This window comes from Streptomyces sp. NPDC056987 (genome assembly GCF_042673865.1).
Taxonomy (GTDB): domain Bacteria; phylum Actinomycetota; class Actinomycetes; order Streptomycetales; family Streptomycetaceae; genus Streptomyces.
Genome location: NZ_JBHURV010000011.1, coordinates 110,235 through 134,807, shown reverse-complemented (window position 1 = coordinate 134,807; position 24,573 = coordinate 110,235). Strand labels below are relative to the sequence as shown.

The following is a 24,573-nucleotide window of genomic DNA, read 5'->3' as shown; positions in this document are numbered from 1 at the left end:
GATCAGGACCTCCGGGGCCGTTCGGGCACGGACGGGAGAGCGGGGCAGGGCTCCGGCGACGGCGCGGGTTGTGCCGCCGTCAGCAGGCGGACCAGTGTGCGCACCGCCGCGACCGCCCGGGGGACGGCCGCGGCGACCGGCTCGCTGAGACCGATGCCCTCGTCGACTCCGGCGGGGACGCAGCCCACGACGTGAGTCAGCGGGAGCGTACCGCCCAGTTGATCCAGATTCGCCAGCACCGCGACCGGTTGCATGCCGTGTGCGTCGAATTCACCCGAACCGAGGTCGTCCGGGCCGACCTCCAGCACCGTCAGCTCCCCCGGGGGCCCGTCCCCCGGACAGGCGTCCACCAGCACCAGCGCGTCGTACCCGGCCAGCAGGTCGTACGCGAGGTGCATGCCCCGGATGCCGTAGTCGACGACGCGGACGCCGGGGAGCGGCTCTCCGGGGCCGGTGGCCAGCCGCCGTACGACCTCGGGGCCGAAACCGTCGTCACCGAGGAAGAGATTGCCGACACCCGCGACGAGTACCCGGCACTCCCGCGCCCCGTCTCCCGCGCTCACATGGAGCGCATTCGCAGGTACCTGCGGAGGTCGGGGATCGAGCGCACGCCGACGGCGACGGCGACCGCCGCCATGGCGGCGGCAGCACCCGCGGTGATCAGTCCGAGGAAGCGCATGAGGGGTTCTCCTTCCGGAATTCCGCCGGTGGCGGATCGGGTACGGGCCGGCCGGAATCGCCGGCGGTCAGCGGTTCCAGCTCGTCGGGGGCGAAGTAGAAGTAGCGGCCGTACCAGTCGTGCAGGTCGGCCGCCGGGTCGTCGACGAGGACCAGGGCGACATGCACCCCGCCGTCCACGTCCGAGAGCACGGCCGTCACCCGTGCCACCTGACCGTCGAAGAACAGGTCCTGCGCGTCGGCGCGGCGGGCCGGACGCACCCGTACGAGGCTCCCCTTGGCCACCCGGACCCCGTCGATCACGACGCTGTCCGACCCCGGCGACACGGCGGCGTCCGCGGCCGGATCCCACCAGGGGGCGCCGCCGGTGTCGAAGGAGTCGGGGGCGGCGTTCCGCGCGTCGCCGGTGCGCAGCAGGCCGTGCAGCCGCTGGAGGTCGCCGGGCGTCATCGCGTCACAGCGGTCGATGATCTCCCGGGCGCGCGGATCGGTGGCCCGGGCCTCCGCCTTCTCCCGGTCCGTCATCGTCATCACGCGGAGCGTCAGGATCTCGTCGATCTCGGTCGAGTCGAACAGGGCGCCCGCGCTCTGCTCGGCGATCTCCGGGTGGTCGTAGAGAATGATCGGCGCGCCGAGCACCGTGTCCGTGGTGCCCTCCGCCCCGGCCAGCACGGGCCAGCACCGGTGCTGTACGCAGCGGGCCGCCGCGGCGGCCGCCTCGTCCGGGGGCTCGCGCAGCGAGACGAAGCGGGCGCCGCGGGCCCGCAGGAGCAGATGCGTGCCGAGCAGCGAGACCCGGACGGCGGCGTCCTTGTCCGCGACGGTCCCGGCGTGCTCGTTCGCCACGGAGACCGTCAGCCGTACGAATCCGCCGTCCCGCTCCGCGTGGGTACGGACCCGGGCCACCAGTGGCTCGCGGCGGCGCCGGACGCTGCCCACCGGCTCCCCGCGCGCGTCCGTCAGCGGCTCGGTCTCCTCGCCCCCGGCGACCGCGCACAACTGGTCGGTCGGCCCGGTCAACGGGACCGGCCCGAGGTCGACCTCCCGCTCGACCGCCTCGTCCCAGCTGAGCACCGCCACTCCGTCGACGACGAGTTCCGGGACGGCGAGTTCGCCGCCGTCCCCGGTCCGCCGCCGTACCTCGCGCACCTGGTGCTGGAGGAAGCGCAGCCGGACCGTCACCTCGGCGGGGGCCGGGGCGCCGGGCTCCACCGAGAGCAGACACTGCATCGCCATGCCCGGCTCCTCGGCGAAGCTCGCGGCGGTCGCGGTGGGCGGCCCCAGCACCCCGAACTGCCAGCGTGACCGGTTCTTGTGGGCGCTGGCGCGGTACGGGTAGAGCAAGTAGCCCTCGTAGAGCACCGCGTCGGCGACCGCGCGCACGGGGTCGAGGTCCGCCGGGGCCGCCCTGGTCACCGGACCACCTCGTCGAGTGCGCCGGCGGCGGCACCGGTGTGTGTTCTCCCGTCCGCCCCAGCCCCCGCTTCCGTTCCCGCGCTCGCCAGCACCGTACGCACCGTCTCGTCCCAACTGATCAGCCCGCGCCGCTCACGGAACTCCGCGAAGGCGGCGAGCACGTCGTGGTCCAGCCTGATCCACCCCGAGTGGGGGAAGTGGTACGCGATCAGCCGCCGCCACACGGCGACCGGCAGCTCGTACCGTGCCTCGCGGTCCCAGGGCACCTGCCGCACCCCGAGCCCCGAACGGCCCGCGCCCCGGGCGAAGACGGTGCCCGAGAACAGCAGGCTGACCGGCACCGTCCCGTCCTCCCCGAGCGCGTGCAGATAGCGCGAGCCGACGACGTCGAAGTCGTAGGTGCACGGCAGCGCGAGGTTGACCTCGGTGGAGCCGGTGAACCCCTGCACCGTCGTGTCGCACTGCATCCACAGGAACGGCCGCAGGGTGTCGGACCACCGCTCCCGCTCCCCGAACAGGCCCCGCAGCCCGTCCTGTTCGGCCTCGTCGTAGGGGCGGCGCTGCGGTTCGATCCGGACCTGGCAGCGCAGCACGATCGCGTGCACCGGCTCGCCCGAGCCGTCCTCGATCCGCAGCCGCGCGGTGAGCTGCGGCGCCGCGCTGAACGGCTCCGCGACGATGTCCCGTACGGAGAACTCCAGGCCGGGCGCGGTCGGCGGGCTCATGACGCTCCCTCCCCGGCCGCCGTCCCCGCCGCCACCGCGGTCCGCTCCGTGGCCGACTCCGCGCGCGCGGGTCTGCTGCGCGCCCTGACCCGCTCGAAGAACGCGTCCATCGCGGCGTGCGCCTCCTGGCCGCCGTCGAAGCCGCGCCACAGGGTGCGCAGCCGGCCGGCCAGTTCGTAGCAGGCGTCGATCGGCACCACATGGCATGAGGTGCCCTGGCCGTCCCCGTCTCCGTCCCGCTTCTCGCCGCCGCGCCCGGGTGCCTCCGTACGGCGTACGAGAAGCGCCTCGACATCGGGGCGTACGACCGCCAGTTCGGGGGCGGCCGCCACGAGGCCGGCCCAGGCGTCGAGCGGCAGTTCGGACTCGGTCGCCCCGGCCGGGCCGGGGTAGAACGCGACGGTGCGGTCCTGCGCGGAGTTACGGAAGAGGAAGGCAAGACCCACCGGGATCCCCAGCGCGTCCCAGGCCCGCGCGTCGAGCGGGAGCCGGTCGAAGCCGAGATACCGGTCGGGCACCGCGCGGTAGCGCAGCTGTGCCCCGTCGTCCGTGAAGAGCAGGTAGCAGGCCCGGCAGCAGCACATCAGGCGCCGGCTCTCCAGGTTCACCACATGCTGGTGCTCCGTGGCGGCCGGGGCGGCGCACATGTCGCAGCGCTCGCCGACGACCGGCTCCGGACGGTTGCGGGTGACCCGCAGCAGTGCGGCGACCGGGGACCGGGCGGGTCCGGCGGGCGCGCTCACGGCGCCACCGCGGGCGCGGCCGGCACGGCGACCAGGACCGAGGCCCCGTCGGCCAGCACGGGTAGGGGGGACAGGTGCGCGCCGTCCGCGTCCGGGTCGAGACAGGTGCCCGCGCGCCGTACGTCGTAGTGCGCGCGGCAGGCGGAGCAGCGCAGCACCCCGTCGTCCGCGCCGCCGCCCAGCCGCCGGGCCAGCGTCGCGCCCTTCATCGGCCGCTCGCAGCGGGCGCACCGGTCCCGGAAGGCGAACAGGTCGGGGCCGATCCGGCAGGCCACCACGGGGAACCCGCCGGTGCTCAGGCGCTCGACACCGCCGGACTCCAGGGCGCCCAGCTCCGGCACCGGCTGCCAGCTCGCCCCCGCGTCGCCGGCACCGTCACCGGCGTCCGTACGGGCCGCGTCGTCCGCGTCGTCCACGGCGTCGTCCGTACCGGCTTCGCGCAGCCGTGCGAACAGCGAGTCCACCGGCACCAGCGGGCCCGCCGCCTCCGCCGTCCCGGCCGACTCCGCCACCTCGATCGCGCCGACCTCCGGCGCCGCCGCTTCCACCGCGCCCCGCACGGCGAGCGCCAGGGTGGCCGAGGAGGACGGGCACCCGTCGCAACTGCCCAGCAGCCGCAGCCGTACGGTCCCGTCCTCCGTGACACCGAGCAGCTCCACATCGCCGCCGTGCGAGCCGAGGTACGGCCGTACGCTCTCCAGCGCGTTCTCGACCCGGGTCGCCACGCTGTACGGGTGCAGTCCGTGCACCAGCAGCACACTCGCCACCAGGTCGTCCCCGGCGAGGGCGGCCAGGACCGTGTCGTCCAGACCGCCGTGCTCGTGGACGAGGTCGAGCAGCCGCTCCAGACCGGCCCCGTAGAAGTCGGTGACCAGCCGGACCAGTTCCTCGCCGCGTTCGCGCGCCGCCGGGCCGCCCGCCGCGCCGGCCGTGATCAGTGCCTCGATGCGTTCCCCGGTCGTCCGCCACTCCTCGGACGCCGGGGGAACGCGCGTCTGCCGTTCCGTCATGTCATTCACTGCCCGCGGACTGCGTGGGCGAGTGGAGCAGTTCCAGCTTCTTGCCGCCACCGAGGTACATGTGGACGCCGCACGGCAGACAGGGATCGAAGCTGCGCACGGTCCGCATGATGTCGATGCCCTTGAAGTGCTCCCGGTCGTTCTCCTCGAAGATCGGCTGGCCCTGCACCGCGTCCTCGTAGGGCCCGGGCGTCCCGTAGGAGTCCCGGGGGCTCGCGTTCCACGGGGTGGGCGGGTACGGGTGGTAGTTGGCGATCTTGCCGTCCCTGATCACCATGTGGTGCGAGAGCACCCCGCGCACCGCCTCGGTGAAGCCGCAGCCGATGCCCTCCTCCGGCACCTCGAACTTCTCCCAGGTCTTGGTGCGGCCGGCCCGGATCTCCACGAGCGCCTTCTCCGCGAAGTGCAGCGCGCAGGCCGCGGCGTACGCCTGGAAGTAGGTGCGGGCGCGGTTGCGCTCGATGGTGTTGCTCCAGCGCGGTACGTGCCACTCGAACTCGACCGGGCCCTTGGTGGCGGTCTTGGGGAGGCTGATCCGCACACTGCTGCCGGTGGCCTTGATGTACCCGATGTCGACCAGGCCCGCCAGTGCGGTGGTCCACAGCCGGGCGAGCGGCCCGCCGCCGGTGTCGAGGGCCAGGTACTCCTTGCCGTCGAACCAGCGCGGCGACATGACCCAGCTGTACTTGTCGCCCAGGTCGCGCTTCTGCGGCTGAGGGTTGGTGTGCTGGTTCCACGGGTGCCGCCGGTCGACCGGGTTGCCGAGCGGGTCGTGGGTCACGAACATCTCCTGCTCCTCCCAGTCGTTGTAGTACGACGAGCCGAGCAGGATGCGGATGCCCAGGTTGATCTCCACCAGGTCGGTGGTGACGAGCTTGCCGTCCACCACGACACCGGGGGTGACGTACATCTTCCGGCCCCACTCGGACATGTCCCGGTACTCGAAGTTGCAGTGCTCCGGGTCCTGGAAGGAGCCCCAGCAGCCCAGCAGGATACGGCGGTTGCCGACCTGCTCGTAGCCGGGCAGCGCCTCGTAGAAGAAGTCGAAGAGGTCGTCGTGGAGGGGGACGACCTTCTTCATGAACTCCACGTAGCGCTGGAGACGGGTGATGTAGTCCGTCATGAGCTGAATGGTCGCCACCGTGCCCACGCCGCCGGGGTAGAGCGTGGAGGGGTGTACGTGGCGCCCTTCCATCAGGCAGAACATCTCCCGGGTCATCCGGCTGACCTGGAGGGCCTCGCGGTAGAACTCACCGGAGAAGGGGTTCAGCGCGCGCATGATGTCGCCGATGGTCCGGTACCCGTGGGCGTCGGCGTGCGGCGCCGGGGTGCGATGGGCCTGTTCGAGCACGCCCGGGTTGGTCTCGGAGACCATCTTCTCGCAGTAGTCGACCCCGACCAGGTTCTCCTGGAAGATGTTGTGGTCGAACATGTACTCGGCGGCCTCGCCGAGGTTCACGATCCACTCACCGAGGTGCGGCGGCTTCACGCCGTACGCCATGTTCTGCGCGTAACAGGAACACGTGGCGTGGTTGTCACCGCAGATTCCGCAGATCCGGCTGGTGATGAAGTGGGCGTCGCGCGGGTCCTTGCCCTTCATGAAGACCGAGTAGCCGCGGAAGATCGAGCTGGTGCTGTGGCACTCGGCGACGGTCTTCTGCTTGAAGTCGATCTTCGTGTAGATGCCCAGACTTCCGACGATTCGGGTGATGGGATCCCACGCCATCTCCACCAGATCGCCTTTGCCCTGGCTCGTCGTCGTCATGAGGCCGCCTCTTTTTCCGTTTCGGTGCGCTACCAGGTACGGGTGGCGCCGGTGGTGAGCTGCTTCCCGCGTTTACGCCACTTGGGTTCGCGGTCGAGGGTGTGCGTGGTGATCTGCCGGAGCCGCCGCATCGTCGAGCCGTACAGCCCGACGGCATTCGTGGAGAGCTTTCCGCCCGGCGGCTCGTCCATGAACGGCATGAATTTGTCGGGGAATCCCGGCATGGTGCAGCCGATACAGATCCCGCCGACGTTGGGGCAGCCGCCGATTCCGTTCATCCAGCCGCGCTTGGGCACATTGCACTTCACGGCCGGACCCCAGCAGCCCAGTTTGACGATGCACTCGGGCTGTCCGTACTCCGTGGCGAACTCGCCCTGCTCGTAGTAGCCGGCGCGGTCGCACCCCTCGTGCACCGTTTGGCCGAACAGCCAGGTCGGACGGAGCGATTCGTCGAGGGGGATCATCGGGGCCTGGTCGGTGGCCATGTAGAGCAGATAGGTGAGCGTCTCCGAGAGGTTGTCCGGCTGAATGGGGCAACCGGGGACGCACACGATCGGGATGCCCGCCTTCGACTTCCACTCCCAGCCCAGGTAGTCGGGCACGCCCATGGCGCCGGTCGGGTTGCCCGCCATGGCGTGGATGCCGCCGTACGTGGCGCAGGTGCCGACCGCGACGACCGCCGTGGCCTTGGGGGCGAGCCGGTCGAGCCACTCACTGGTGGTCATCGGCTGCCCGGTCGCCGGGTCGTTGCCGAAGGCCGCCCAGTACCCCTCCTCCTTCAGCCTCTCGTTGGGGATGGACCCCTCGACCACCAGGACGAAGGGCTCCAGTTCGCCCCGGTCCGCCTTGAAGAACCACTCCAGGAAATCGTCGGCGCCCCCCGCGGGGCCGCACTCGAAATCGATGAGCGGCCAGTGCACGGCGATCTGCGGCAGACCGGGCAGTGCGCCGAGCGCGATTTCCTCGATGCTGGGCTGTGTGGCCGCAGTGAGCGCGACGGAATCCCCGTCACAACTCAGCCCCGCGTTGATCCACAGCACATGGATGAGAGTGTTCTCCGCTTTTTCCGCTGCTTCTGTCGGCATAGCCCGCCGCCTTCCGGGATGGGACCGCCCGATACCGGTGAGGTGGCGACACTCACCTTGCTACCATCTAGAATCCGCCCGCTCGTTCTGTCAACACGAGATTATTTCGGGCGGCCGGCCTTTCGTCGCGGATCGGCCGGGGCGAATGGGTGAGTACGCGGTGAGTACGGGGGGTACGGAAAGCTGGCCACTGATGCATGAATTGTCAATCACTCAGAGCGTGGTGGACGCGGTGTGCGAGCGCGCGGCGGGCAGGCCCGTACGCACCGTCCGGGTCCGGGTGGGAGCGCTGACCGCCGTGGTGCCCGACGCGATGCGGTTCTGCTTCGATCTGACCACCGCGGGCACGGTCGCGGAGGGCGCGCTCCTGGAGATCGACCAGCCCCCCGGAACGGCGCACTGCCGGGCGTGTGAGCAGGACTTCACACTGACCGATCTTGTATTGCTTTGTCCGTGCGGCAGCGCCGACGTGGACATCACCTCGGGGCGGGAGCTGCAGATCGTCTCGATGAGAGTGGGCTGACCCTATGTGCGGTACGTGCGGTTGCGTCGGCGGAAGCGGTGAGGGCGGCGGCGGGACGAGGATCTCCGTACCGCACGCGCACCCGCACGGCCATGACCGGGTTCACCCGGGCGGGGCGGGTGGGGCCGGCGCGGCCGGTGAGACCATCACCCTCGAACAGAAGGTCCTCGTCAAGAACGACGGCCTGGCCGCACACAACCGCGCCTGGCTCGCCGAGCGGGGCATCGTCGCGGTGAACCTGATGAGCTCGCCCGGGGCCGGCAAGACCACCCTCCTCGAACGCACCGTCAGGAACTTCGCCGGACGCCGGCCGGTCGCGGTCGTCGAGGGGGACCAGGAGACCGCGCTCGACGCCGAGCGGATCCGGCGGGCGGGCGGCACGGTCGTCCAGATCAACACCGGCGCCGGCTGCCACCTCGACGCGGGGATGGTGCGGGGCGCGCTGGCCACCCTGGAGCCCGGGGAGGGCTCGCTGGTCCTGGTCGAGAACGTCGGCAACCTGGTCTGCCCCGCCCTCTTCGACCTCGGCGAACGGAGCCGGGCCGTGATCATCTCGGTCACCGAGGGAACGGACAAGCCCCTCAAGTACCCGTACATGTTCGCCGCGGCGGATCTCGTGATCATCAACAAGATCGACCTGCTGCCGTACGTCGACTTCGATGTCGAACAGTGCGAGAAGTACGCCCGTTCGGTCAATCCGGAGCTGCGGGTGCTCACCGTCTCGGCGACCACCGGTGAAGGCATGGCCGATTGGTACGACTGGGTGGCGCGGGCCTGATCACCGCGCCGGTCCGGGGCGCGGCGGACGCTCTCGGCACCGACGCCCTCCGGGCCGAACGGGCCTCCGCCCTTTCCCGCCCCGGGAAACAGAGGCGGGAAAGGGCGGAGGGGCCCGCGTACCGGCTGCCGTGGTGGGTCAGTTGCCCGCGACGGCCTTACGGCGACGGGTCACGATCACGACCGCGCCACCCGCGGCCAGCAGCACGGCCGCGCCCGCGGCGAGCGGGACGACATTGCCGCCGCCGGTCTCCGCCAGGTCGCCGCCGCCACCGGTGGACGCCGCGCTCGGCGTGTTCGGCGGGGTGGCGGTGTCCGACGTCGGCTCGGAGGCGCTCGGCGTGGGGGTGTCCGACGAGGGGGTGGTGGGCTCGCTCGCCGAGGGGGTCGGGGTGTCCGTGCCCGGTGTGCCGGACTCCGAGGGCGTGTCGCCGGGAGGCGTCGCCTCGGCCGGCGGCTTCTCCGGCGTGGACTCGTCCGTGGGCGGCTCCGGAGCCGGCGGGATCTCCTGCGCGGTGCAGTTCTTCGTGCCGCCGTTCCAGGCCGCGATCAGCTTGTCCTTGATGACCGCGCGGCTCGGACCGATCGGCAGGTCGCCGTGTTCGAAACCGTCGTTCGCGTCCTTGAGGCCGTCGTACTTGACCTTGCCGCGGTAGAGGTCGACCTGCGCGTAGCAGCCGACGTCGGGGAAGGCCACGTCCAGTGTGTCCTGGCCGCCCTGCTTGATGTCGACGGTGTCGAAGTCGTGGAAGACCTGCTCGCCCGAGGTCTCCCAGGTGGGGCCGTGGGTACGGTACGAGGCCAGCGAGACCGTGCAGTTCGAGGCGTCGGAGGCGGTGCGGACCTTGACGTGGACCTTGCCGTCGTCGGCCGGCTTGAGGCTGATGTCGTCGACCTTGATCTGGGAGACCCAGTCCCGGCCGTCCAGGGAGAACTCACACTTGTCGGCGGTGGTGACCGGCGTGCCCGCGCCCGTGCCGGGCTGGTAACCCCCGTGGTTGCCCTTGTCCCAGCCCTTGCCGCCGGGGCAGTCGGTCGCCCACGCGGAGCTTGCCGCGGCGGTGGTGAACGCCAGGGCGGCGGCGCCGATTCCGAGCAGGCGCAGCGCGGTGACACGTCTCGTTTTGGCCATGCGTTTCTCCATCTTGTTGCCCGCGTGATCCGGTCCCGTGCATCGCGTCGCGCACAACACGAGGTGGCCTGCCGGGTGCCGGAGCGGGCAGGCCGAAGCGAGGGCCGGACTGAAGTAGGTGGTCGCACACCGGGCAGCGGGGCCTCGGTGGCATCACGCATGCTGCTGGGGCGGCCACTTCCGTGTCAACCTGCGGCAACGGCCGGAATACTGCCTTCCGTCAGGGCCGTTGCCGGGCGTGCCGCGCGGCGGAACACACCACCGGACCACCCCTGGAACCATGTCCGGTGCCGCGCCGTCCCGCCTGGGGTGCCGCCCCGACCGACCGGCGTTGTGCGTGGTCAGAGGCGGTGCGGTCGGCCCGTCACCGGCCCGGCGGAGAGTGGCCGGACGCTGGGCGGCGGGCCAACTCACCTCGTCCCGGCGTGCTATGACGGTGCGTCGGTAGAGCGGCGGAAGCGGGGTCGGCGGTGGTGGCGCGCGCGGTGGTCACTGGGTCGCCGCAATGGTTGCGGTGAAGTCCAGCCACTCACGGCCTGATTGCGGTTCGGAACACGCGATCGCGGTGCGTGGACGGGGTGTTCCGGTGCTCGCGCGGGGACGACCGGATCCGGGGACAGCCATGAGGGCGGCCGGATCCAGGACCGGACGGCGGGCCGTGCGACCAGGGTCAGCGGGTGGGCAGCCGGACGCCGAGTTCGGACGCGGCGGCCTGGAGCACCGGCACCATGGCGACCAGGTCGTCGAGGGTGCGGCGGAACGCCGGGGCCGCGGTCGAGAGCGCCGCGAAGACACCGCCGTCCGGACGGAGCACGGGCACGGCCACGGCGCGCAGCCCGGCGTGGTGCTCCTCGTCGGCCGTCGCGTAACCGCGTTCGGCGGCCCGCTCGACCTCGGCGCGCAGGACCGCGCGGTCGGTGATGCTGCGCGGTCCGTACGGGGTGAGCTCGACCCGTTCCAGCAGGTCCGCCCGGACCTCGGCGGGGGCGAACGCCAGCAGTACCTTCCCCATCGAGGTGCAGTGCAGTGGGCCGTGCCGGCCGGGTTCGCTGCGTACGCCGACGGGCAGCGGGCCGTCCACGTAGTGCACGTAGAGATGGTGCGTCCCGTCGAGCACGGACATCAGGGTGGCTTCCTCGGTCTGCCGCGTCACCCGCTGCATCACGGGGAGGGCGGCGCCCGCGAACCCGTACGCCTGGCCGGCCTGCTGGCCGAGCCGGAAGAGGCCGAGCCCCGGCTTGTAGCGCTTGCCGACCGGCTCGAACTCGACCAGGCCCTCGCGGCACAGCGAGTTCACCAGCCGGTGCGAGGTGGAGACGGGCACGCCGCTCTCGCGCGCCAGCTCCGAGAGCGTGATGCCGTGCGGGTGCTCGCCGACCAGCAGGAGGAGCCGGATCGCCCGGCCCACCACGTCGACCGGTACATCGCTGGCACTCACAGCAGGACGCTACCACTCGGCGGAAGGGCCCTCCGCCGGGCGGTGATCGACCGGGTGCGCGCGCTGGTGCGCGACCTGGTGGTTGACACCGGCCGGGGAGCGTGGACACGATGCTTTCCATTGAACAGATGGTGTTTCCATTCAGTGGAAAAATGAAAGGAGCTGTGCATGACACGGCACCGGAGGGCCGCCCGATGAGCCACCCGATGTTCGACATCACCGGAAAGGTCGCCCTGGTCACCGGATCGAGCCGGGGCATCGGCCTGGCGCTCGCGCGGGGGCTGCTGGAAGCCGGCTGCACGGTCGTCCTCAACGGCCGGGACGCCGCCGCCCTGGAGGCGGCGCGCGCCGGACTGGCCGAGGCGTTCGGCGACGCCGTCCGCGCGGAGGCGTTCGACGTCACGGACTCCGCCGCCGTCGCCCGGGCCGTCGCCTCCGTCGAGGAGCGGACGGGCCCGATCGACATCCTCGTCAACAACACCGGGGCCCAGCGGCGCGCCCCCTTCACCGACTTCACCGACGAGGAATGGCACGGACTGCTGGGCACCAACCTCACCAGCGCCTTCCTGGTCGGCCGGGAGGTCGCCCGGCGGATGACCCCCCGTGGCCAGGGCAAGATCGTCAACATCTGCTCGCTCCAGAGCGAGGTGGTGCGCCCCGGCATCGCCCCGTACGCCGCCACCAAGGGCGGCCTGAAGATGCTCACCAAGGGCATGTGCGCCGACCTGGGCCCGTCCGGTATCCAGGTCAACGCCATCGGCCCCGGCTACTTCGAGACCGAGCTGACCGCCGCGCTCGTCGCCGACGAGGAGTTCAGCGCCTGGGTCCGGGGCCGCACGCCCGCCGGCCGCTGGGGCACGGTCGACGACCTGGTCGGCGCCCTGATCTATCTCGTCTCTCCCGCCTCCGACTTCGTCAACGGCCAGGTGCTGTACGTCGACGGCGGCATGCTCTCCGTCCTGTGAAGGAGCCTTCCCCCATGCACGCGTGTGTTGTCCACGGAGCCGGTGACCTGCGGATCGAGGAACGGCCGGCGGCCGACCCCGGGCCCGGCGAGATCGCCGTCTCGGTCGCCCTCGGCGGAATCTGCGGCTCCGATCTGCACTACTACCACCGGGGCCGGGTGGGGGACTTCGCCGTCACCGCGCCCATGGTGCTGGGCCACGAGGTCGTCGGGCATGTCGCCGCCCTCGGCCCCGGTACCACGGGACCGGCCGAGGGCACCCCCGTCGCCGTCCACCCCGCCACCCCCTGCGGCACCTGCCCCGAGTGCGCCGACGGCCGGCGCAACATCTGCGCGCACACCCGCTATCTGGGCAGCGCCGCCCGGACCCCGCACGTCCAGGGCGGCTTCGCCCAGCACATCACCGTGCCCGCCGACCAGATCCGCCCGCTGCCCGCGGGGCTCGGGCTGCGCCGCGCCGTCCTCGCGGAACCGCTGGCGGTCGCGCTGCACGCCGTACGCCGGGCCGGTGCGGTACGCGGCCGACGCGTCCTCGTCACCGGCGCGGGCCCCATCGGCTGCCTCGTCGTGGCGGCGCTGCGCCAGGCGGGCGCCGCGGAGGTCGTCGTCACCGATCTGCTCGACGCGCCGCTGCGGCTCGCGGCCGAGGTCGGCGCCACCGCGACCGTACGGGCGGACCGCCCCGACGATCCGGCCTGGGGAGATGCCGTCGATGTCGCGATCGAGGCGTCCGGCGCCCCGGCGGGACTGCGCACCTGCGTGGAGCGGGTGCGCCGCGGGGGCACCGTCGTCCTGCTGGGGCTGCTGCCGCCCGGCGAGGTCGGGCTGCTGGGCAATGTCGCGGTCACCCGCGAGATCGAGCTGCGGGGCGCCTTCCGGTTCGACGGCGAATTCGACGAGGCGCTGGCCCTGCTGGCCGGAGGACTGCCCGTCGATCCGGTCGTCACCCACACCTTCCCGCTGGAGCGGTCCGTCGACGCCTTCGACATCGCCGGGGACCGCGAAGTCGCCTCCAAGGTGCTGCTGGACCTCTCGGGAACCTAGGGTCTGTCTTGGGGAGCGGTCAGATGTGGTCGAACGGCTCGGCGAGCCGGAAGGCACCCCGCAGCGTCTCCCGGTACGCGGTCAGCGTCCGGACCTGGAAATACGCGCCCCAGGACGGATCGGGCGGCACGATCCCGTACTCCGTGCTGGTCCGGAAGCCGTACCTGCCGTAGTACGCGGGGCTCCCCAGCAGCGCGACGAGCGGTTCGCCGAGGGCGTCCGCCGCGCCGAGCACGGAGTGGACGAGCGCCAGCCCCACGCCGCGGCGCTGGTGGTCCGGACGCACGCTCAGCGGACCGAGGAGCAGCGCCGGGGCGCCGTCGACGCGCCCGCGGGTGCAGACCACGTGCCCGACGATCTCCTCCGGCCCGCCGGGCGCGCCGTCGACGGCGACGAGCGAGAGCTCCGGCAGCCAGTCCTCGCAGGTGCGCAGCGCGTCGAGGAGCGGGGCCTCCACGGTCTCCGGTTTCTCCGGGGTCGCGAAGGCGGCGGCGGTGACGGCCCGTACGGTGGCACGGTCGGCGGGGTTCTCACGTCGGATCAGCACCGGCACAGTGTGGGGCGGCGCCGCGCGGCGGCGCAAAGGAATTCTCCGGGCCGCGCCACATCGTTCCCGGGACCGGGACCGGTCAGGCTCCTTCCTCCCGGAGCACCGCGTCGACGACCCGCCGGGCGATGGCGGCCATTCGCGGGTCCGTCTCCCGGTAGTGGCGCAGTTCGAGGAGCGCGATCGACAGCGCCCAGCCGCGCCCCCGCGCCCAGGCCGCCTCGTCGGCCCCGACGGCGGCGCGGAAGACGCCCCGCGCGGCGGCGGGCAGCAGGTACCACGCCGCGATCAGGTCGACGGCCGGATCGCCCAGCCCGAGACAGCCGAAGTCGATGACCGCGCCGAGCCGTCCGTCGGCGATCAGCACATTTCCCGGCTGCAGGTCCGCGTGGATCCAGACGGCCGGCCCGCGCCGTCCGGGCGCTCGCAGCGCCGCCGCCCAGGCGGCCGTCACCGCGACGGCGTCGAGGTGCCCGCCCAGCTCACCGATGGCGGCGAGGGTGGCGGCATCCCGCGAGGCCAGGGGCTCACCGCGGTACGAGGCGGGCCCGTCGGCCGGGTCGATCCGGTGCAACGCGTTGATGAATTCCGCCAGTTCCCGGGCGAACGGCTCCGGCCGTGCGATCCCGGCGGCCCCCGGGTTCCCGCCCGGCAGCCAGCGGTAGACCGACCACGGGAAGGGAAACCCCTCGCCGGGCGTCCCCCTGCCCAGCGGTACGGGAACGGCGACCGGGAGCGCCGGCGCGAGCCGCGGCAGCCAGGTGTGCTCCTTCGCCACGTCGCCGGCGGCGCTCGCGACGCGGGGGAGCCGTACGACCATCTCCGCGCCGAGCCGGTACATCGCGTTCGAGGTACCGGCGGAGCGGACCGGCGTGACGGGCAGCGCCGCCCACCGGGGGAACTGGGCGGCGAGCAGCCGGCGTACCAGGGGGACGCCGGTGGCCACTTCGTCCGGGTGGAGGGGGCGCGGCTGCATGGCCACCAGCCAAGCGGCCCCGCGCCCGACCGGTCAACTCGCTTTTCCCCGGCGGACTCGTGCCGGGCGCGCGCCCCGGCGTGGACGGCGCGGCGTGCGGGGCCGAAGTGCGGCATGCTCTGCGGGACGAGTGGAACGGACCCGGCACGGGCACTGCCCGGAGCGGGTCCGTCATGGCAAGAAGGACCGGAACCAGATGACAGACCACAACGCTGGACTGATGGCGTTCGTGCGGGCACGCCTCGACGAGGAAGAGCGGATCGCCCGCGACGCCGGCGGCGATGCCTGGCGGTGCCCGCCGGAGCAGCCCGGTGAGATCCACGACCGCACCGGCAGTATCGCGTTCAGCCTGCGCACGCACGGCTACGACCGCCACATCGCCCGTCAGGATCCGGCGTGCACCCTCCGGCGTGTCGAGACGAGCCGGGTGCTGCTCGACGAGTACGCGGAGGTCGCGGCCCTGGACGTGGACCGTCCCGGCGACAGCTTCGCCGACGGCCGCGCGGTGGGACTGGGCTTCGTCGTCCGGCAGATGGCCGCGGAGCACGCCCACCACAGGGACTACCAGGTGAAGTGGCTGCCCCGGTTCTCCCATTAGAGGGCCACCGGCACCTTAGAGGGCCACCGGCAGCGTGTCCTTGGTGGACCGGCTCCGGCTCCCCGCCGGTCCGGTCCATCGGGCCCGTCAGGGCGGTACGCGAACGACAGACCCTAGGGTACGCGCGCGACGCCGGCGTAGAAGCCGCTCGGCTCGGGCGCCGGGGCGGGTCCGTCCTTGTACCAGTGGGCGGCCGTCACCAGCCCGGGTTCCACGAGTTCGAGACCGTCGAAGAAGCGCGCCACCTCGGCCCGGTCCCGCATCCGCAGCGGGATCTCGCCCTCCTTGTAGGCGGTGGTGACGACGTCCCGGTACTGCGGGTGTTCGTCGAAGGTGGTGTGGGAGAGGAGCAGATAGCTGCCGGAGGGCAGCGCGTCCACGAGGGTCCGGGTGATCCCGTACGGGTCGTCCTCGTCCGGGACGAAGTGCAGCAGCGCGATGAGACAGAGCGCGACGGGCCGGCCGAAGTCCAGGAGGGTCCGGGCGTGATCGAGGATGGCCTCCGGCTGCCGGACGTCCGCCTGGATGTAGTCGGTGGCGCCCTCGGCCGTGCCGGTGAGCCGGGCCTCGGCGTGGCGCAGCACGATGGGGTCGTTGTCGGCGTAGACGATCCGGGCCGTCGGAACGATCTCCTGGGCGATCTGGTGCAGATTCGGCTCGGTGGGGATCCCCGTGCCGATGTCGAGGTACTGGTCGACGCCCTGCCGGGCCACCCAGGCGACGGCGCGCCGCATGTACGCCCGGTTGCGTAAGGCGTTGCCCTTGGCCTCCGCGGGTATGCGCTCGCCGACCACTTGGTCCACCGGATAGTTGTCCTTGCCGCCGAGGAGCCAGTCGTACACCCGTGCGGGGTGGGCCTTGCTGGTGTCGATCCGGGGCTGGGGCGGCGGATGGGCCGTCATGAAGGGCTCCTGTGTGGGTGACCGGGGCTGCCACGACCGCCGACGCGCCGTGGTGGGCGCGGTGCGACGCGGACGGGCGCACAGCCTAGGTGACGCGCGCCACCCGGGACCAGGCCGTGATCATGACGTAGCCGGTATACCGTTCCGCCGCCGGTTCGCCGGTGAGCGCGGTCAGGTCGTCGATTCGCAGCACGTCGAACCCCGCCGCGTCGAGCAGGGCCGGCAGCCGCTCCCGCGTCGTGGGACGCGCGCCCGGCGCGCCCGCCGGTGCGCCGCCGGCGCCGACCGGGTCCGCGAGGAGCAGCAGGCCGCCGGGGCGCAGACAGCGGGCGGCCTCCGCGAGGACGGCCCGCTTGCCCCGGCGGCCTGGGGTGTCCGGCAGTCGCGAGGTGACCTCCATCATGAGCGCCTGGTCGAAGGAGCGGGCCGGGAACGGCAGGGCGGTCGCGTCGGCGGTGTGGAACTCCGGCCGGACGCCCAGCGCCGAACGCGCGGCGCGGCGCCGCGCGGTGGCGATCCGGGCGGCGCCGATGTCCGTGCCGGTCACCGCGCAGCCGGTCTCCGCGGCCAGCAGCAGCGCGGCCCGTCCGGTGCCGCAGCCGATGACGAGCAGGGCGGTGCCGGGGAGCGGCGCGAGCCGGGTCCCGGCCAGCCGGGTGAGCCGGTCGGCGCGGGTGGTGTCGGCCCGGGAGAGCCGGGGGCCCCGTGGGCCGGCCGGCCGGATCTCCCGGGCGTTCACACCGCGCTCCTCGGGACGCTCCCGTTGCGGTGGGACACCGTCGCCGCGCCGCCCGGCCGGATCCAGCGGCCGAGGGAGATCTCCGCGGTGATCCCGGGGCCGAAGCCGGCGATCACCCCCCGGGCCCCCTGCGCCGCGCCGCCCTCCTCGAAGAGCCGGTCCAGCGCGTCGAAGATGACGGCGCTGGCGATGTTCCCCCGCTCCGTGAGGGTCGCCCTGCTGTAGCGGAAGGTCTCCGACGGGAGCATCAGATACTTGCTCAGGTCGTCGAGGATCCGGGGCCCGCCCGCGTGGACGATGTAGAAGTCCAGGTCGGAGACGTCCCAGCCGAACGGCTCCGCCATGTCCCGCATGGCCGGGGCGAGCATGGACATCGTGCCGGGGACCCGCTTGTCGAGCATGAAGTGGAAGCCGGTGTCCCGGACCGCGTACGAGATCCACTCCTCCGTGCCGGGCACGAGATGCGAGCCGTTCTGTTCGAGCTGGACGCCCACCCCGCCCTCGCCCCGTACGGCGACGGCGGCGACCGCGTCCCCGAAGAGACCGTTGGAGAGCAGATTGCCCACCCCGAGGTCCTCCGGCTGGTAGCAGAGCGAACAGAACTCGCAGGACACGATGAGCACGTTCGCCCGCGGATACGCCATGCAGAAGTCGTGCGCGCGGTTGATGGCGGTGCCACCGGCGGCGCAGCCGAGCTGGGCGATGGGCAGTTGGCGGGTGGCGGACCTGAACCCCATGGTGTTGATCAGCCACGCGGTCATCGAGGGCATCATGAAGCCGGTGCACGACACGTACACGATCAGGTCGATGTCGCGGGTCGTCAGCTCCGCGTGGGCCAGCGCCCGGTCGATGACCTCCGGCAGCCGGGACTTGGCCTCGCTCTCGTAGAGGGCGTTGCGGGCGGTGAAGCCGGGATGTCTCAGCGTGTCCTCGATCGGCTGCACGAGATGCCGGGTCTGCACCCCGGTGTTGCCGATCAGCCGCAGCGCCAGGGCGAGTTGCGGGTGCCCGGCGTGCAGGGTGCGCGCGAACTCCAGGGTCTGTTCCCGGGTGATGACGTGCTCGGGCACGGCGATCGCCGGTCTGCACAGTGTTGCCATGTCAGCTCCTTCACCAGGCGACCGGAAGCGCCAGCGGATAGCGCCAGATGGAGTCGGTGTTCCACCGCACCTCGGGCTCGGGAACGGCCAGCCGCAGCGCGGGGAACCGGCGGAACAGGGTGCCGACGGAGACCTGGAGGGTCATCCGGGCGAGATGGGAGCCGAGGCAGTGGTGGCTGCCGTACCCGAACGCCATGTGGACGGCGGGGTCCACGCGCTCGAAGTCCAGCTCGTCCGGGCGCTCGTAGACGAGGTCGTCCCGGTTGGCCGTCAGGTAGGAGACATGGACCGTGTCGCCCGCCTTGATGGTCACCCCGTCGAACTCGACGTCCTCCAGGGCCACCCGCGGGATGCCGACCCCCTGGCGGAACGGGATGTACCGCAGCAACTCCTCGACGGCCTGGGGCAGCAGCTCGGGGCGGGCCCGCAACTGCGCGAGCTGCGCGGGGTGGGTCAGCAGCGTGAAGACGATGTTGCTGATGTCGTACGTGGTGGTGTCGTGGCCGGTGACGACCAGGAGCATCGCCAGGACGGCCAGTTCGGCCTCGTCCAGCATCTCGTCGCCCACCCGGGCGGTGGCGAGCGCGCTGATGAGGTCGTCGCCCGGCGCGCGCCGGCGCGCCGCGGTCAGCTCGGTGAAGTACGCCCGCAGCCCCGCCTTCGCCCCGACCGCGGAGTCGCGGTCGGCGGCGTTCATGGACATCATCGCCATCGCCCAGTCGCGCAACTGGCGCCGGTCCGCCACCGGTATGTCGAGCAGTTCGCAGATCGACATCAGGGGCAACCGGTCGGCGAGATCGGCGACGATGTCGCCCGGCCCGCCCCGCGCGACCATCTCGTCGAGCAGTTCGTCCACGGTCCGCTGGGTCCAGGGCCGTGTCTGCTCGACCTGACGGGTGGTGAACGCCTTGATGATCAGCCGGCGTACCCGGTTGAGGTTGGGCGGGTCCATCAGATTGATCGCCTCGGACTGGGCGATGGGCGCCGGGGTGATCCGCGGAAAGTCCTTGCCGATCAGCGCCGCGCGGCTGAACCTCCGGTCGGAGGTGACGGTCTGGACGTCCGCGTACCGGGTGACGAGCCAGCAGTCGCCCTCTCCGTACGGCATCCGGACCCGGGCGACCGGAGCCTCGGTCCGCATCCGGGTCATGAAGGGGTCGGGTTCCAGCGCGTTGTCATGTCGGACCGGGCAGGTCCGCACGGAATCCGAAGGAGTCATCGCGGCACTTCCTCATCGGAGGGGACAGATGGCGAGTAGTCCTGATTGTTCGGAGCATGCCATGACGATCGGCGCCACACTCAAGTAATTCCGTCCAGTTCACCCGTAAGAGGTATTTACGTGTGATCCCACGCAACATCCTTACCATTCAGGCGAATTGGGACCCGGTGATCCGGTCGTGAACCCCTCCCCGGCGGCCCCGGCGCCCGCCACGGGGATCGCGCCGCGCCCCACTCGACCGTCCCGCCTCCCCCGTACGGTCCAGCACGGCGCGCGGGCGCCGCCGGGCGGCGCTCCAATGGACAGGTGACCGCGCCCCCGGACGACTGCCTCGCGCGCAACGAGTGGATCTGCGGCGCCTACCTCTCCAGCCGCCGCACGATCCTGTGGGACGCGGTGCTCCAGCACCTCCAGCTCACCTTCGCCGCCGTCCTGATCGGCCTCGCCCTCGCCGTACCCCTCGCGCTCGCCGCCCGCCGCTGGAACGTGGCGGCGGCCCCCGTCCTCGGCGTCACGACCGTCCTCTACACCATTCCGTCGCTCGCCATGTTCTCGCTGCTCCTGCCGTTCTACGGACTGTCCGCCTCGCTCGTCGTCGCCGGGCTCGTGCTCTACTCCCTGACCCTGCTCGTACGGAACATCCTCGCCGGGCTGCGCGGCGTCCCCGAGGAGACCCGGCAGGCCGCCCGCGGACTCGGGTACGGCCCGCTCCGGCTGCTGCTCACCGTCGAACTGCCGCTCGCCCTGCCCGCGGCCCTGGCCGGACTGCGCATCGCGACCGTCTCCGCCGTCTCCCTCGTCACCATCGGCGCCATCGTCGGATACGGCGGACTCGGCAACCTCATCTACGCCGGGATGAACTCCTTCTTCAAGGCGCAGGTGCTCACCGCCTCCGTGCTGTGCGTCGTCATCGCCGTCGCCGCCGACGTCATCCTCCTGCTGCTCCAGCGCCTGCTCACCCCCTGGACCCGGCGGGCCCGCGCGTGAACACCCTCACCGCCGCCTGGTCCTGGCTCACCAGCCCCGCCCACTGGTCGGGCGACGGCTCCATCGGCGACCGGCTCGCCGAGCACCTCTTCCTCACCGTCGTCTGCCTCGCCCTGAGCTGCGCGCTCGCCCTGCCCGTCGCCCTGGTCCTCGGCCACCTCGGCCGGGGCGGCGCCCTCGCCGTCAACATCTCCAACGCGGGGCGCGCCGTCCCCACCTTCGCCGTTCTCGTCCTGCTGCTCCTCACCCCGCTCGGCGCGTACGGACAGTGGCCCACGATCATCGCCCTGGTCCTCTTCGCCGTCCCGCCGCTGCTGACCAACGCCTATGTCGGGATGCGGGGCGTCGACCGGGACACCGTCCGGGCCGCCCGCGGCATGGGCATGACCGCGTGGCAGACGCTGTACCGGGTCGAGGTGCCGCTCGCGCTGCCGCTGATCCTCACGGGCGTACGGATCGCCGCCGTCCAGCTCGTGGCCACCGCGACCCTCGCGGCGCTGATCGGCGGCGGGGGACTAGGCCGGATCATCACCGCCGGGTTCAACCTCGCCGACACCGCCCAGGTGGTGGCGGGCGCCGTGCTCGTCGCCGCCCTGGCGCTGCTGGTGGAGGGGGTGTTCGAGGCGGTACGCCGGCTGGGGACGTCCGGGCCGCGGTGGGGCGGGCCGGGCCGGAGTGGCCGGACGGGAGGCCCCGGGGACGGCGCCGGATGAGGCCGCTGCGTACCACCGCCCTCTGCGGCGTCCTGCTCCTGGCGACGGCCACCTGCACCACGGGACCCTCCCTGGAACACCGGGGCGCCGTCACCGCCCCGCCCGGCGACAGCCGTCATCTCACCGTCGGGACCGCCGGTTTCACCGAGAGCGACCTGCTGGCCCAGATGTACGCGCTCCTGCTGGAGCGGGCCGGATACCACACCAGAATTCTCTCGGTCACCAACCGGGAGCTCTACGAACCGGCCCTGGAGAGCGGCCGGATCGATGTCGTACCGGAGTACGCGGCCACCTTCGCCGACTGGCTGAACGCCAAGGTCCACGGCCCCGGCGCCCGCCCCGTCGGCTCGCCGGACCTCGCCACCACGATGAAGGCGCTGCGCACCCTCGCCTCGGCGCGCGGGCTGACGGTCCTCGCTCCCGGCCGCGCGGTCGACCAGAACGCCTTCGCGGTCGCCGCCTCCTACGCACGGAAGCACCGCCTGAAGACCCTGAGTGACCTGGGCCGTTCCCGGCTGCCGGTGCGGCTCGCCGCCGGTGACGAGTGCGTACGGCGCCCGTACTGCGCGCCGGGGCTGCGGAAGACGTACGGGATCGACATCACCGGCATCGACCCGAAGGGCGTCGGCACCACACCGGCCAAGGAGGCCGTGCGGCGCGGCCAGGACCAGATGGTGCTGACCACCACCACCGACGCGACCCTCGACCGGTTCGGACTGGTGCTGCTCGCCGACGACAAGCACCTGCAGAACGCAGACAACATCGTGCCCGTCGTCAACCGGGCCAGGGCCGGCGCGCGAGGCGTCACCGAGGCCCTGGACCGGCTGAACACCGTACTGACGACCGCGGACCTGGCCGGACTGGGCGAGCGGGTGGACGGCTGGCGGCGGCTGCCCGAGGACGTCGCCAGAAGCTATCTGGAGTCACGGGGACTGCTGCCGGCCGGCCGCGGCGGCCCGCCGCCCCGTCAGCCCGCCCGCAGCCGCTCCGGCAGCCAGCGCAGTTGCGCGGCCTGCTGGTACGGGCCGCCGCCCTCGTGGTCGTTGAAGTCGTACACCTCGATCGACTTGTCCTCGTGCGCGTACGCGTTGAACGCGCCGAACACCGTCGACGGCGGGCAGGTCTCGTCCTCCAGGGCCACCGAGAACAGCGCGGGGGCCCGGCCGCGGGCCGCGAAGTGCACGCCGTCGAAGTAGTTGAGCGTCCGCCACGCCCGCTCCGTACGGCCCCGGTAGGTCTTCAGGTAGAGGCCCACCTCGCGGTACGGATGCCGGGCGCTGATGGTCGTGGCCCGGGGGAAGTCGCAGAGGAACGGCACGTCCGGCGCCACCGCCACCAGGTCCGGTACGAGACCGGCCACCGCGAGGGTGATCCCGCCGCCCTGGCTGGCGCCGGCGACCGCGGTGCGCGCCGCGTCGACCAGCGGGTGGGCCCGGGCGGCCTCCACTGCGCGCACCGCGTCCGTGAACAGCCGCCGGTAGTAGTAGTCGTGCGGGTCCTCGATGCCCCGGGTCAGGAAGCCCGGTATGGAGGAGGCGCTGCCCACCGGATCGGGGGTGTCGCCGCCGTCCCACCCGGCGCCCTGCCCCCGGGTGTCCATCACGAAGTGCGCGAACCCGGCCGACCCCCACAGCAGATGACTGTGCGGCAGCCCGCGCCCGCCGCCGTACCCAACGTACTCCACCACCACGGGCAGCGGCTCACGGGTGCCCGCGGGCAGGACGAGCCAGCCCTTGACGGGGTGGCCGCCGAAGCCGGCGAAGGTCACGTCGAGGACGTCGAGCGTCGTCAGCGCGGTCGGGACGGGCTCGAAGCGCACGTCGAGATCATGGCCGCGGGTCTCGGCGAGGGTCTTCGCCCAGAACTGGTCGAAATCCTCGGGCTCCACGGACGCGCTCCGGTAGACCCGGAGCTGGTCGAGGGGCAGATCGGCCTGGGGCATGCGGGACCACCTCGGTAGGGAAAAGACTGGGCAACTGGCCAACGGGCCACTGGACAGCAGGTGATCACACCGTACGACCGGAGCGTGGATCGCAGAAGAGCGCGAACCCGCCGGTGCGGCCGACCTCAGGTCACCGGGCCGCGGCGGCAGGCGTGGACGACCTGAGTCCTGCTGCCCACGGCCCGCGCCCGGTCCGCACGACAGATCTCAGGCGTCCGAGACCGAGTCGAAGTCGACCTCGCCCCGGCCGATGCCCTGCGCGTCCGCGTCGACCGAGCGGCGCAGCGCCTCGTGGAGCTTGGCCGGGGTCAGCACCCCGGCGAAGCGCGACCCGTCCAGCACCGCCACCCACCCCGCGTCGTGCTGGAGCATCTCGCTGAACGCCTGCTTCAGCGGCGAGCCGAGCGGCACCCACGCCTCCATCCGCCGGGCGTGGTCCCCCACCGTGCCGGGCTCGGACCCGTCGGTCCCCGCGCGGGCCGGCGCGCCCGCCGCGATCCAGCCGTGCAGCTCGCCCGCGTCGTTCAGCACCACCGCCCAGCGGGCCCCCTCCGCACGCATCCGCGCCGCCGCGTCCCGCGCGGGCTCCCCGGTCCTGGCGACGGGCGGCTGCTCCAGATCGGCCGTCTCGACCGCGGTCACCGAGAGCCGTTTCAGCCCCCGGTCGGCACCGACGAACCGGGCCACGTACGGCGTCGCCGGGGTGCCGAGCACCGCGCCCGGAGTGTCGAACTGCTCGATGCGCCCTTCCCCGTACACGGCGATGCGGTCGCCCATCCGTACCGCCTCCTCGATGTCGTGGGTCACCAGCAGCACCGTCTTGCGCACCGTCGCCTGGAGCTTCAGGAACTCGTTCTGGAGCCGTTCGCGCACCACCGGGTCCACCGCGCCGAACGGCTCGTCCATCAGCAGCACCGGCGGATCGGCGGCCAGGGCGCGCGCCACCCCGACCCGCTGGCGCTGCCCGCCCGAGAGCTGCGCGGGGTAGCGCGGACCGTACGTCGCCGGGTCGAGCCCCACCAGCTCCAGCAGTTCCGCCGCCCGCTCGCGCGCCCTCGCCCTCTTCCAGCCGAGCAGCGTGGGGACGGTCGCGGTGTTGTCGAGGACCGTACGGTGCGGGAACAGCCCGACCTGCTGGATGACATAGCCGATCCGGCGGCGCAGCGCCACCGGGTCGACCCCGGAGACGTCCCGGCCCTCGACGAGGACCCGGCCCGAGGTGGGCTCGATCAGCCGGTTCACCATCATCATGGTGGTCGTCTTGCCGCACCCGGAGGGCCCCACCAGCGTCACCAGCTCGCCCTCGCGCACCTCGAAGGACAGGTCGTCCACGGCCGCCGTACCGTCCGGGTAGACCTTGCCGACCTGCTCGAACCGGATCATGACCTCACGCTAGGAGCGGCCGGTCCCGCCCGCACACGGGCCGCGACTGTCCGGGGCACCGCGCGCGTCCCGGTCGGCGCCGGCGTCCGCGTCCGGAGGGACGGAGGCGGCTGAACACGCACCGTGCCCGCTCCGTATCCACCGGGGCGGGCCGAGGC

25 protein-coding genes and 1 pseudogene are annotated in these 24,573 nt (G+C 72.4%); 8 read left to right on the top strand and 18 right to left on the bottom strand.

The genetic code is table 11. The features are described 5' to 3' along the window. Positions 1 to 2: 2 nt before the first annotated feature. From ACFTZC_RS15575 to ACFTZC_RS15540, 8 genes are read right to left on the bottom strand one after another with little or no spacing between them, the layout of a single operon-like run. Positions 3 to 563: a hydrogenase maturation protease gene (locus tag ACFTZC_RS15575; RefSeq protein WP_382889822.1), complete on the bottom strand. Its 561-nt coding sequence runs from the start codon at positions 561 to 563 to the stop codon at positions 3 to 5. Further along, positions 560 to 679: a DUF6893 family small protein gene (locus tag ACFTZC_RS15570; RefSeq protein ID WP_382889820.1), complete on the bottom strand. Its 120-nt coding sequence runs from the start codon at positions 677 to 679 to the stop codon at positions 560 to 562. Before ACFTZC_RS15570 ends, ACFTZC_RS15575 begins: the two co-directional genes overlap by 4 nt. Next, positions 661 to 2,094 carry a hypothetical protein gene (locus tag ACFTZC_RS15565; protein WP_382889818.1) on the bottom strand — a complete coding sequence of 478 codons (1,434 nt, stop codon included), beginning with the start codon at positions 2,092 to 2,094 and terminating at the stop codon, positions 661 to 663. The genes ACFTZC_RS15570 and ACFTZC_RS15565 overlap by 19 nt, the downstream gene beginning before the upstream one ends. Continuing rightward, positions 2,091 to 2,819, bottom strand: a complete 729-nt coding sequence (locus ACFTZC_RS15560) for a DUF6084 family protein (protein WP_382889816.1) — start codon at positions 2,817 to 2,819, stop codon at positions 2,091 to 2,093. The genes ACFTZC_RS15565 and ACFTZC_RS15560 overlap by 4 nt, the downstream gene beginning before the upstream one ends. Further along, positions 2,816 to 3,562, bottom strand: coding sequence for a DUF5947 family protein (locus ACFTZC_RS15555; protein WP_382889814.1), 747 nt, complete (start codon positions 3,560 to 3,562; stop codon positions 2,816 to 2,818). Before ACFTZC_RS15555 ends, ACFTZC_RS15560 begins: the two co-directional genes overlap by 4 nt. Beyond that, positions 3,559 to 4,572 (bottom strand): NifU family protein, encoded by a 1,014-nt coding sequence (locus ACFTZC_RS15550; protein WP_382889812.1) that lies wholly within the window; start codon positions 4,570 to 4,572, stop codon positions 3,559 to 3,561. Before ACFTZC_RS15550 ends, ACFTZC_RS15555 begins: the two co-directional genes overlap by 4 nt. A 1-nt stretch (position 4,573) precedes the next feature. After that, entirely contained in the window at positions 4,574 to 6,346 is a 1,773-nt protein-coding gene (locus ACFTZC_RS15545) for a nickel-dependent hydrogenase large subunit (protein WP_382889810.1), read from the bottom strand. A gap of 29 nt (positions 6,347 to 6,375) precedes the next feature. Next, positions 6,376 to 7,431, bottom strand: coding sequence for a hydrogenase expression protein HypE (locus ACFTZC_RS15540; RefSeq protein ID WP_382889808.1), 1,056 nt, complete (start codon positions 7,429 to 7,431; stop codon positions 6,376 to 6,378). Positions 7,432 to 7,624: 193 nt separating this feature from the next. Between ACFTZC_RS15540 and ACFTZC_RS15535 the strand changes: the two genes are divergently transcribed. Beyond that, positions 7,625 to 7,954 (top strand): hydrogenase maturation nickel metallochaperone HypA, encoded by a 330-nt coding sequence (locus ACFTZC_RS15535; protein ID WP_382889806.1) that lies wholly within the window; start codon positions 7,625 to 7,627, stop codon positions 7,952 to 7,954. A 4-nt stretch (positions 7,955 to 7,958) separates the two neighbouring features. Continuing rightward, a complete protein-coding gene (gene hypB, locus ACFTZC_RS15530) occupies positions 7,959 to 8,732 on the top strand; it encodes a hydrogenase nickel incorporation protein HypB (protein WP_382889804.1) in 774 nt (257 codons plus the stop codon). Between the two features lie 138 nt (positions 8,733 to 8,870). Here hypB and ACFTZC_RS15525 read toward each other — a convergent pair whose 3' ends face one another. Beyond that, positions 8,871 to 9,863, bottom strand: a complete 993-nt coding sequence (locus ACFTZC_RS15525) for an LAETG motif-containing sortase-dependent surface protein (protein ID WP_382889802.1) — start codon at positions 9,861 to 9,863, stop codon at positions 8,871 to 8,873. A 670-nt stretch (positions 9,864 to 10,533) separates the two neighbouring features. Continuing rightward, positions 10,534 to 11,301: an IclR family transcriptional regulator gene (locus ACFTZC_RS15520; RefSeq protein WP_382889800.1), complete on the bottom strand. Its 768-nt coding sequence runs from the start codon at positions 11,299 to 11,301 to the stop codon at positions 10,534 to 10,536. A gap of 194 nt (positions 11,302 to 11,495) precedes the next feature. Between ACFTZC_RS15520 and ACFTZC_RS15515 the strand changes: the two genes are divergently transcribed. Both ACFTZC_RS15515 and ACFTZC_RS15510 read left to right on the top strand, forming a co-directional pair. Further along, the gene (locus ACFTZC_RS15515) at positions 11,496 to 12,266 is read left to right on the top strand and encodes an SDR family oxidoreductase (protein WP_382890004.1); all 771 of its coding nucleotides are present in this window, start codon (positions 11,496 to 11,498) and stop codon (positions 12,264 to 12,266) included. Between the two features lie 14 nt (positions 12,267 to 12,280). Beyond that, positions 12,281 to 13,309, top strand: coding sequence for an L-idonate 5-dehydrogenase (locus ACFTZC_RS15510; protein WP_382889798.1), 1,029 nt, complete (start codon positions 12,281 to 12,283; stop codon positions 13,307 to 13,309). 19 nt (positions 13,310 to 13,328) lie between these two features. Here the strand turns inward: ACFTZC_RS15510 and ACFTZC_RS15505 are convergent, their stop codons facing one another. After that, positions 13,329 to 13,856 (bottom strand): GNAT family N-acetyltransferase, encoded by a 528-nt coding sequence (locus ACFTZC_RS15505; RefSeq protein WP_382889796.1) that lies wholly within the window; start codon positions 13,854 to 13,856, stop codon positions 13,329 to 13,331. Between the two features lie 82 nt (positions 13,857 to 13,938). Then, on the bottom strand, positions 13,939 to 14,832 hold the full coding sequence (locus ACFTZC_RS15500) for an aminoglycoside phosphotransferase family protein (protein ID WP_382889794.1): 894 nt from the start codon (positions 14,830 to 14,832) through the stop codon (positions 13,939 to 13,941). Positions 14,833 to 15,028: 196 nt separating this feature from the next. Here ACFTZC_RS15500 and ACFTZC_RS15495 point away from each other — a divergent pair, with 196 nt between their 5' ends. After that, on the top strand, positions 15,029 to 15,430 hold the full coding sequence (locus ACFTZC_RS15495; protein WP_382889792.1) for a DUF6221 family protein: 402 nt from the start codon (positions 15,029 to 15,031) through the stop codon (positions 15,428 to 15,430). 113 nt (positions 15,431 to 15,543) lie between these two features. Here the strand turns inward: ACFTZC_RS15495 and ACFTZC_RS15490 are convergent, their stop codons facing one another. The 4 genes from ACFTZC_RS15490 to ACFTZC_RS15475 form a co-directional block, all read right to left on the bottom strand. Beyond that, a complete protein-coding gene (locus tag ACFTZC_RS15490) occupies positions 15,544 to 16,332 on the bottom strand; it encodes an SAM-dependent methyltransferase (RefSeq protein WP_382889790.1) in 789 nt (262 codons plus the stop codon). 85 nt (positions 16,333 to 16,417) lie between these two features. After that, the gene (locus ACFTZC_RS15485; RefSeq protein ID WP_382889788.1) at positions 16,418 to 17,071 is read right to left on the bottom strand and encodes a class I SAM-dependent methyltransferase; all 654 of its coding nucleotides are present in this window, start codon (positions 17,069 to 17,071) and stop codon (positions 16,418 to 16,420) included. Next, the gene (locus ACFTZC_RS15480; RefSeq protein WP_382889786.1) at positions 17,068 to 18,171 is read right to left on the bottom strand and encodes a type III polyketide synthase; all 1,104 of its coding nucleotides are present in this window, start codon (positions 18,169 to 18,171) and stop codon (positions 17,068 to 17,070) included. Before ACFTZC_RS15480 ends, ACFTZC_RS15485 begins: the two co-directional genes overlap by 4 nt. Positions 18,172 to 18,181: 10 nt before the next feature. After that, positions 18,182 to 19,390, bottom strand: a complete 1,209-nt coding sequence (locus ACFTZC_RS15475) for a cytochrome P450 (RefSeq protein ID WP_382889784.1) — start codon at positions 19,388 to 19,390, stop codon at positions 18,182 to 18,184. Positions 19,391 to 19,696: 306 nt separating this feature from the next. On the opposite strand from ACFTZC_RS15475, the gene ACFTZC_RS15470 reads away from it, so the two are divergent. From ACFTZC_RS15470 to ACFTZC_RS15460, 3 genes and pseudogenes are all read left to right on the top strand, one after another. Then, positions 19,697 to 20,377 carry an ABC transporter permease gene (locus tag ACFTZC_RS15470; protein WP_382889782.1) on the top strand — a complete coding sequence of 227 codons (681 nt, stop codon included), beginning with the start codon at positions 19,697 to 19,699 and terminating at the stop codon, positions 20,375 to 20,377. Next, on the top strand, positions 20,374 to 21,090 hold the full coding sequence (locus ACFTZC_RS15465; protein ID WP_382889780.1) for an ABC transporter permease: 717 nt from the start codon (positions 20,374 to 20,376) through the stop codon (positions 21,088 to 21,090). The genes ACFTZC_RS15470 and ACFTZC_RS15465 overlap by 4 nt, the downstream gene beginning before the upstream one ends. Next, a pseudogene (locus tag ACFTZC_RS15460) lies at positions 21,087 to 22,031 on the top strand (ABC transporter substrate-binding protein); the annotation flags it as partial. The gene ACFTZC_RS15465 and the pseudogene ACFTZC_RS15460, both read left to right, overlap by 4 nt. A gap of 26 nt (positions 22,032 to 22,057) precedes the next feature. Here the strand turns inward: ACFTZC_RS15460 and ACFTZC_RS15455 are convergent. After that, positions 22,058 to 23,032: an acetylxylan esterase gene (locus tag ACFTZC_RS15455; protein ID WP_382889778.1), complete on the bottom strand. Its 975-nt coding sequence runs from the start codon at positions 23,030 to 23,032 to the stop codon at positions 22,058 to 22,060. Positions 23,033 to 23,239: 207 nt separating this feature from the next. After that, positions 23,240 to 24,415, bottom strand: a complete 1,176-nt coding sequence (locus ACFTZC_RS15450; RefSeq protein WP_382889776.1) for an ABC transporter ATP-binding protein — start codon at positions 24,413 to 24,415, stop codon at positions 23,240 to 23,242. Between the last annotated feature and the right edge of the window lie 158 nt (positions 24,416 to 24,573).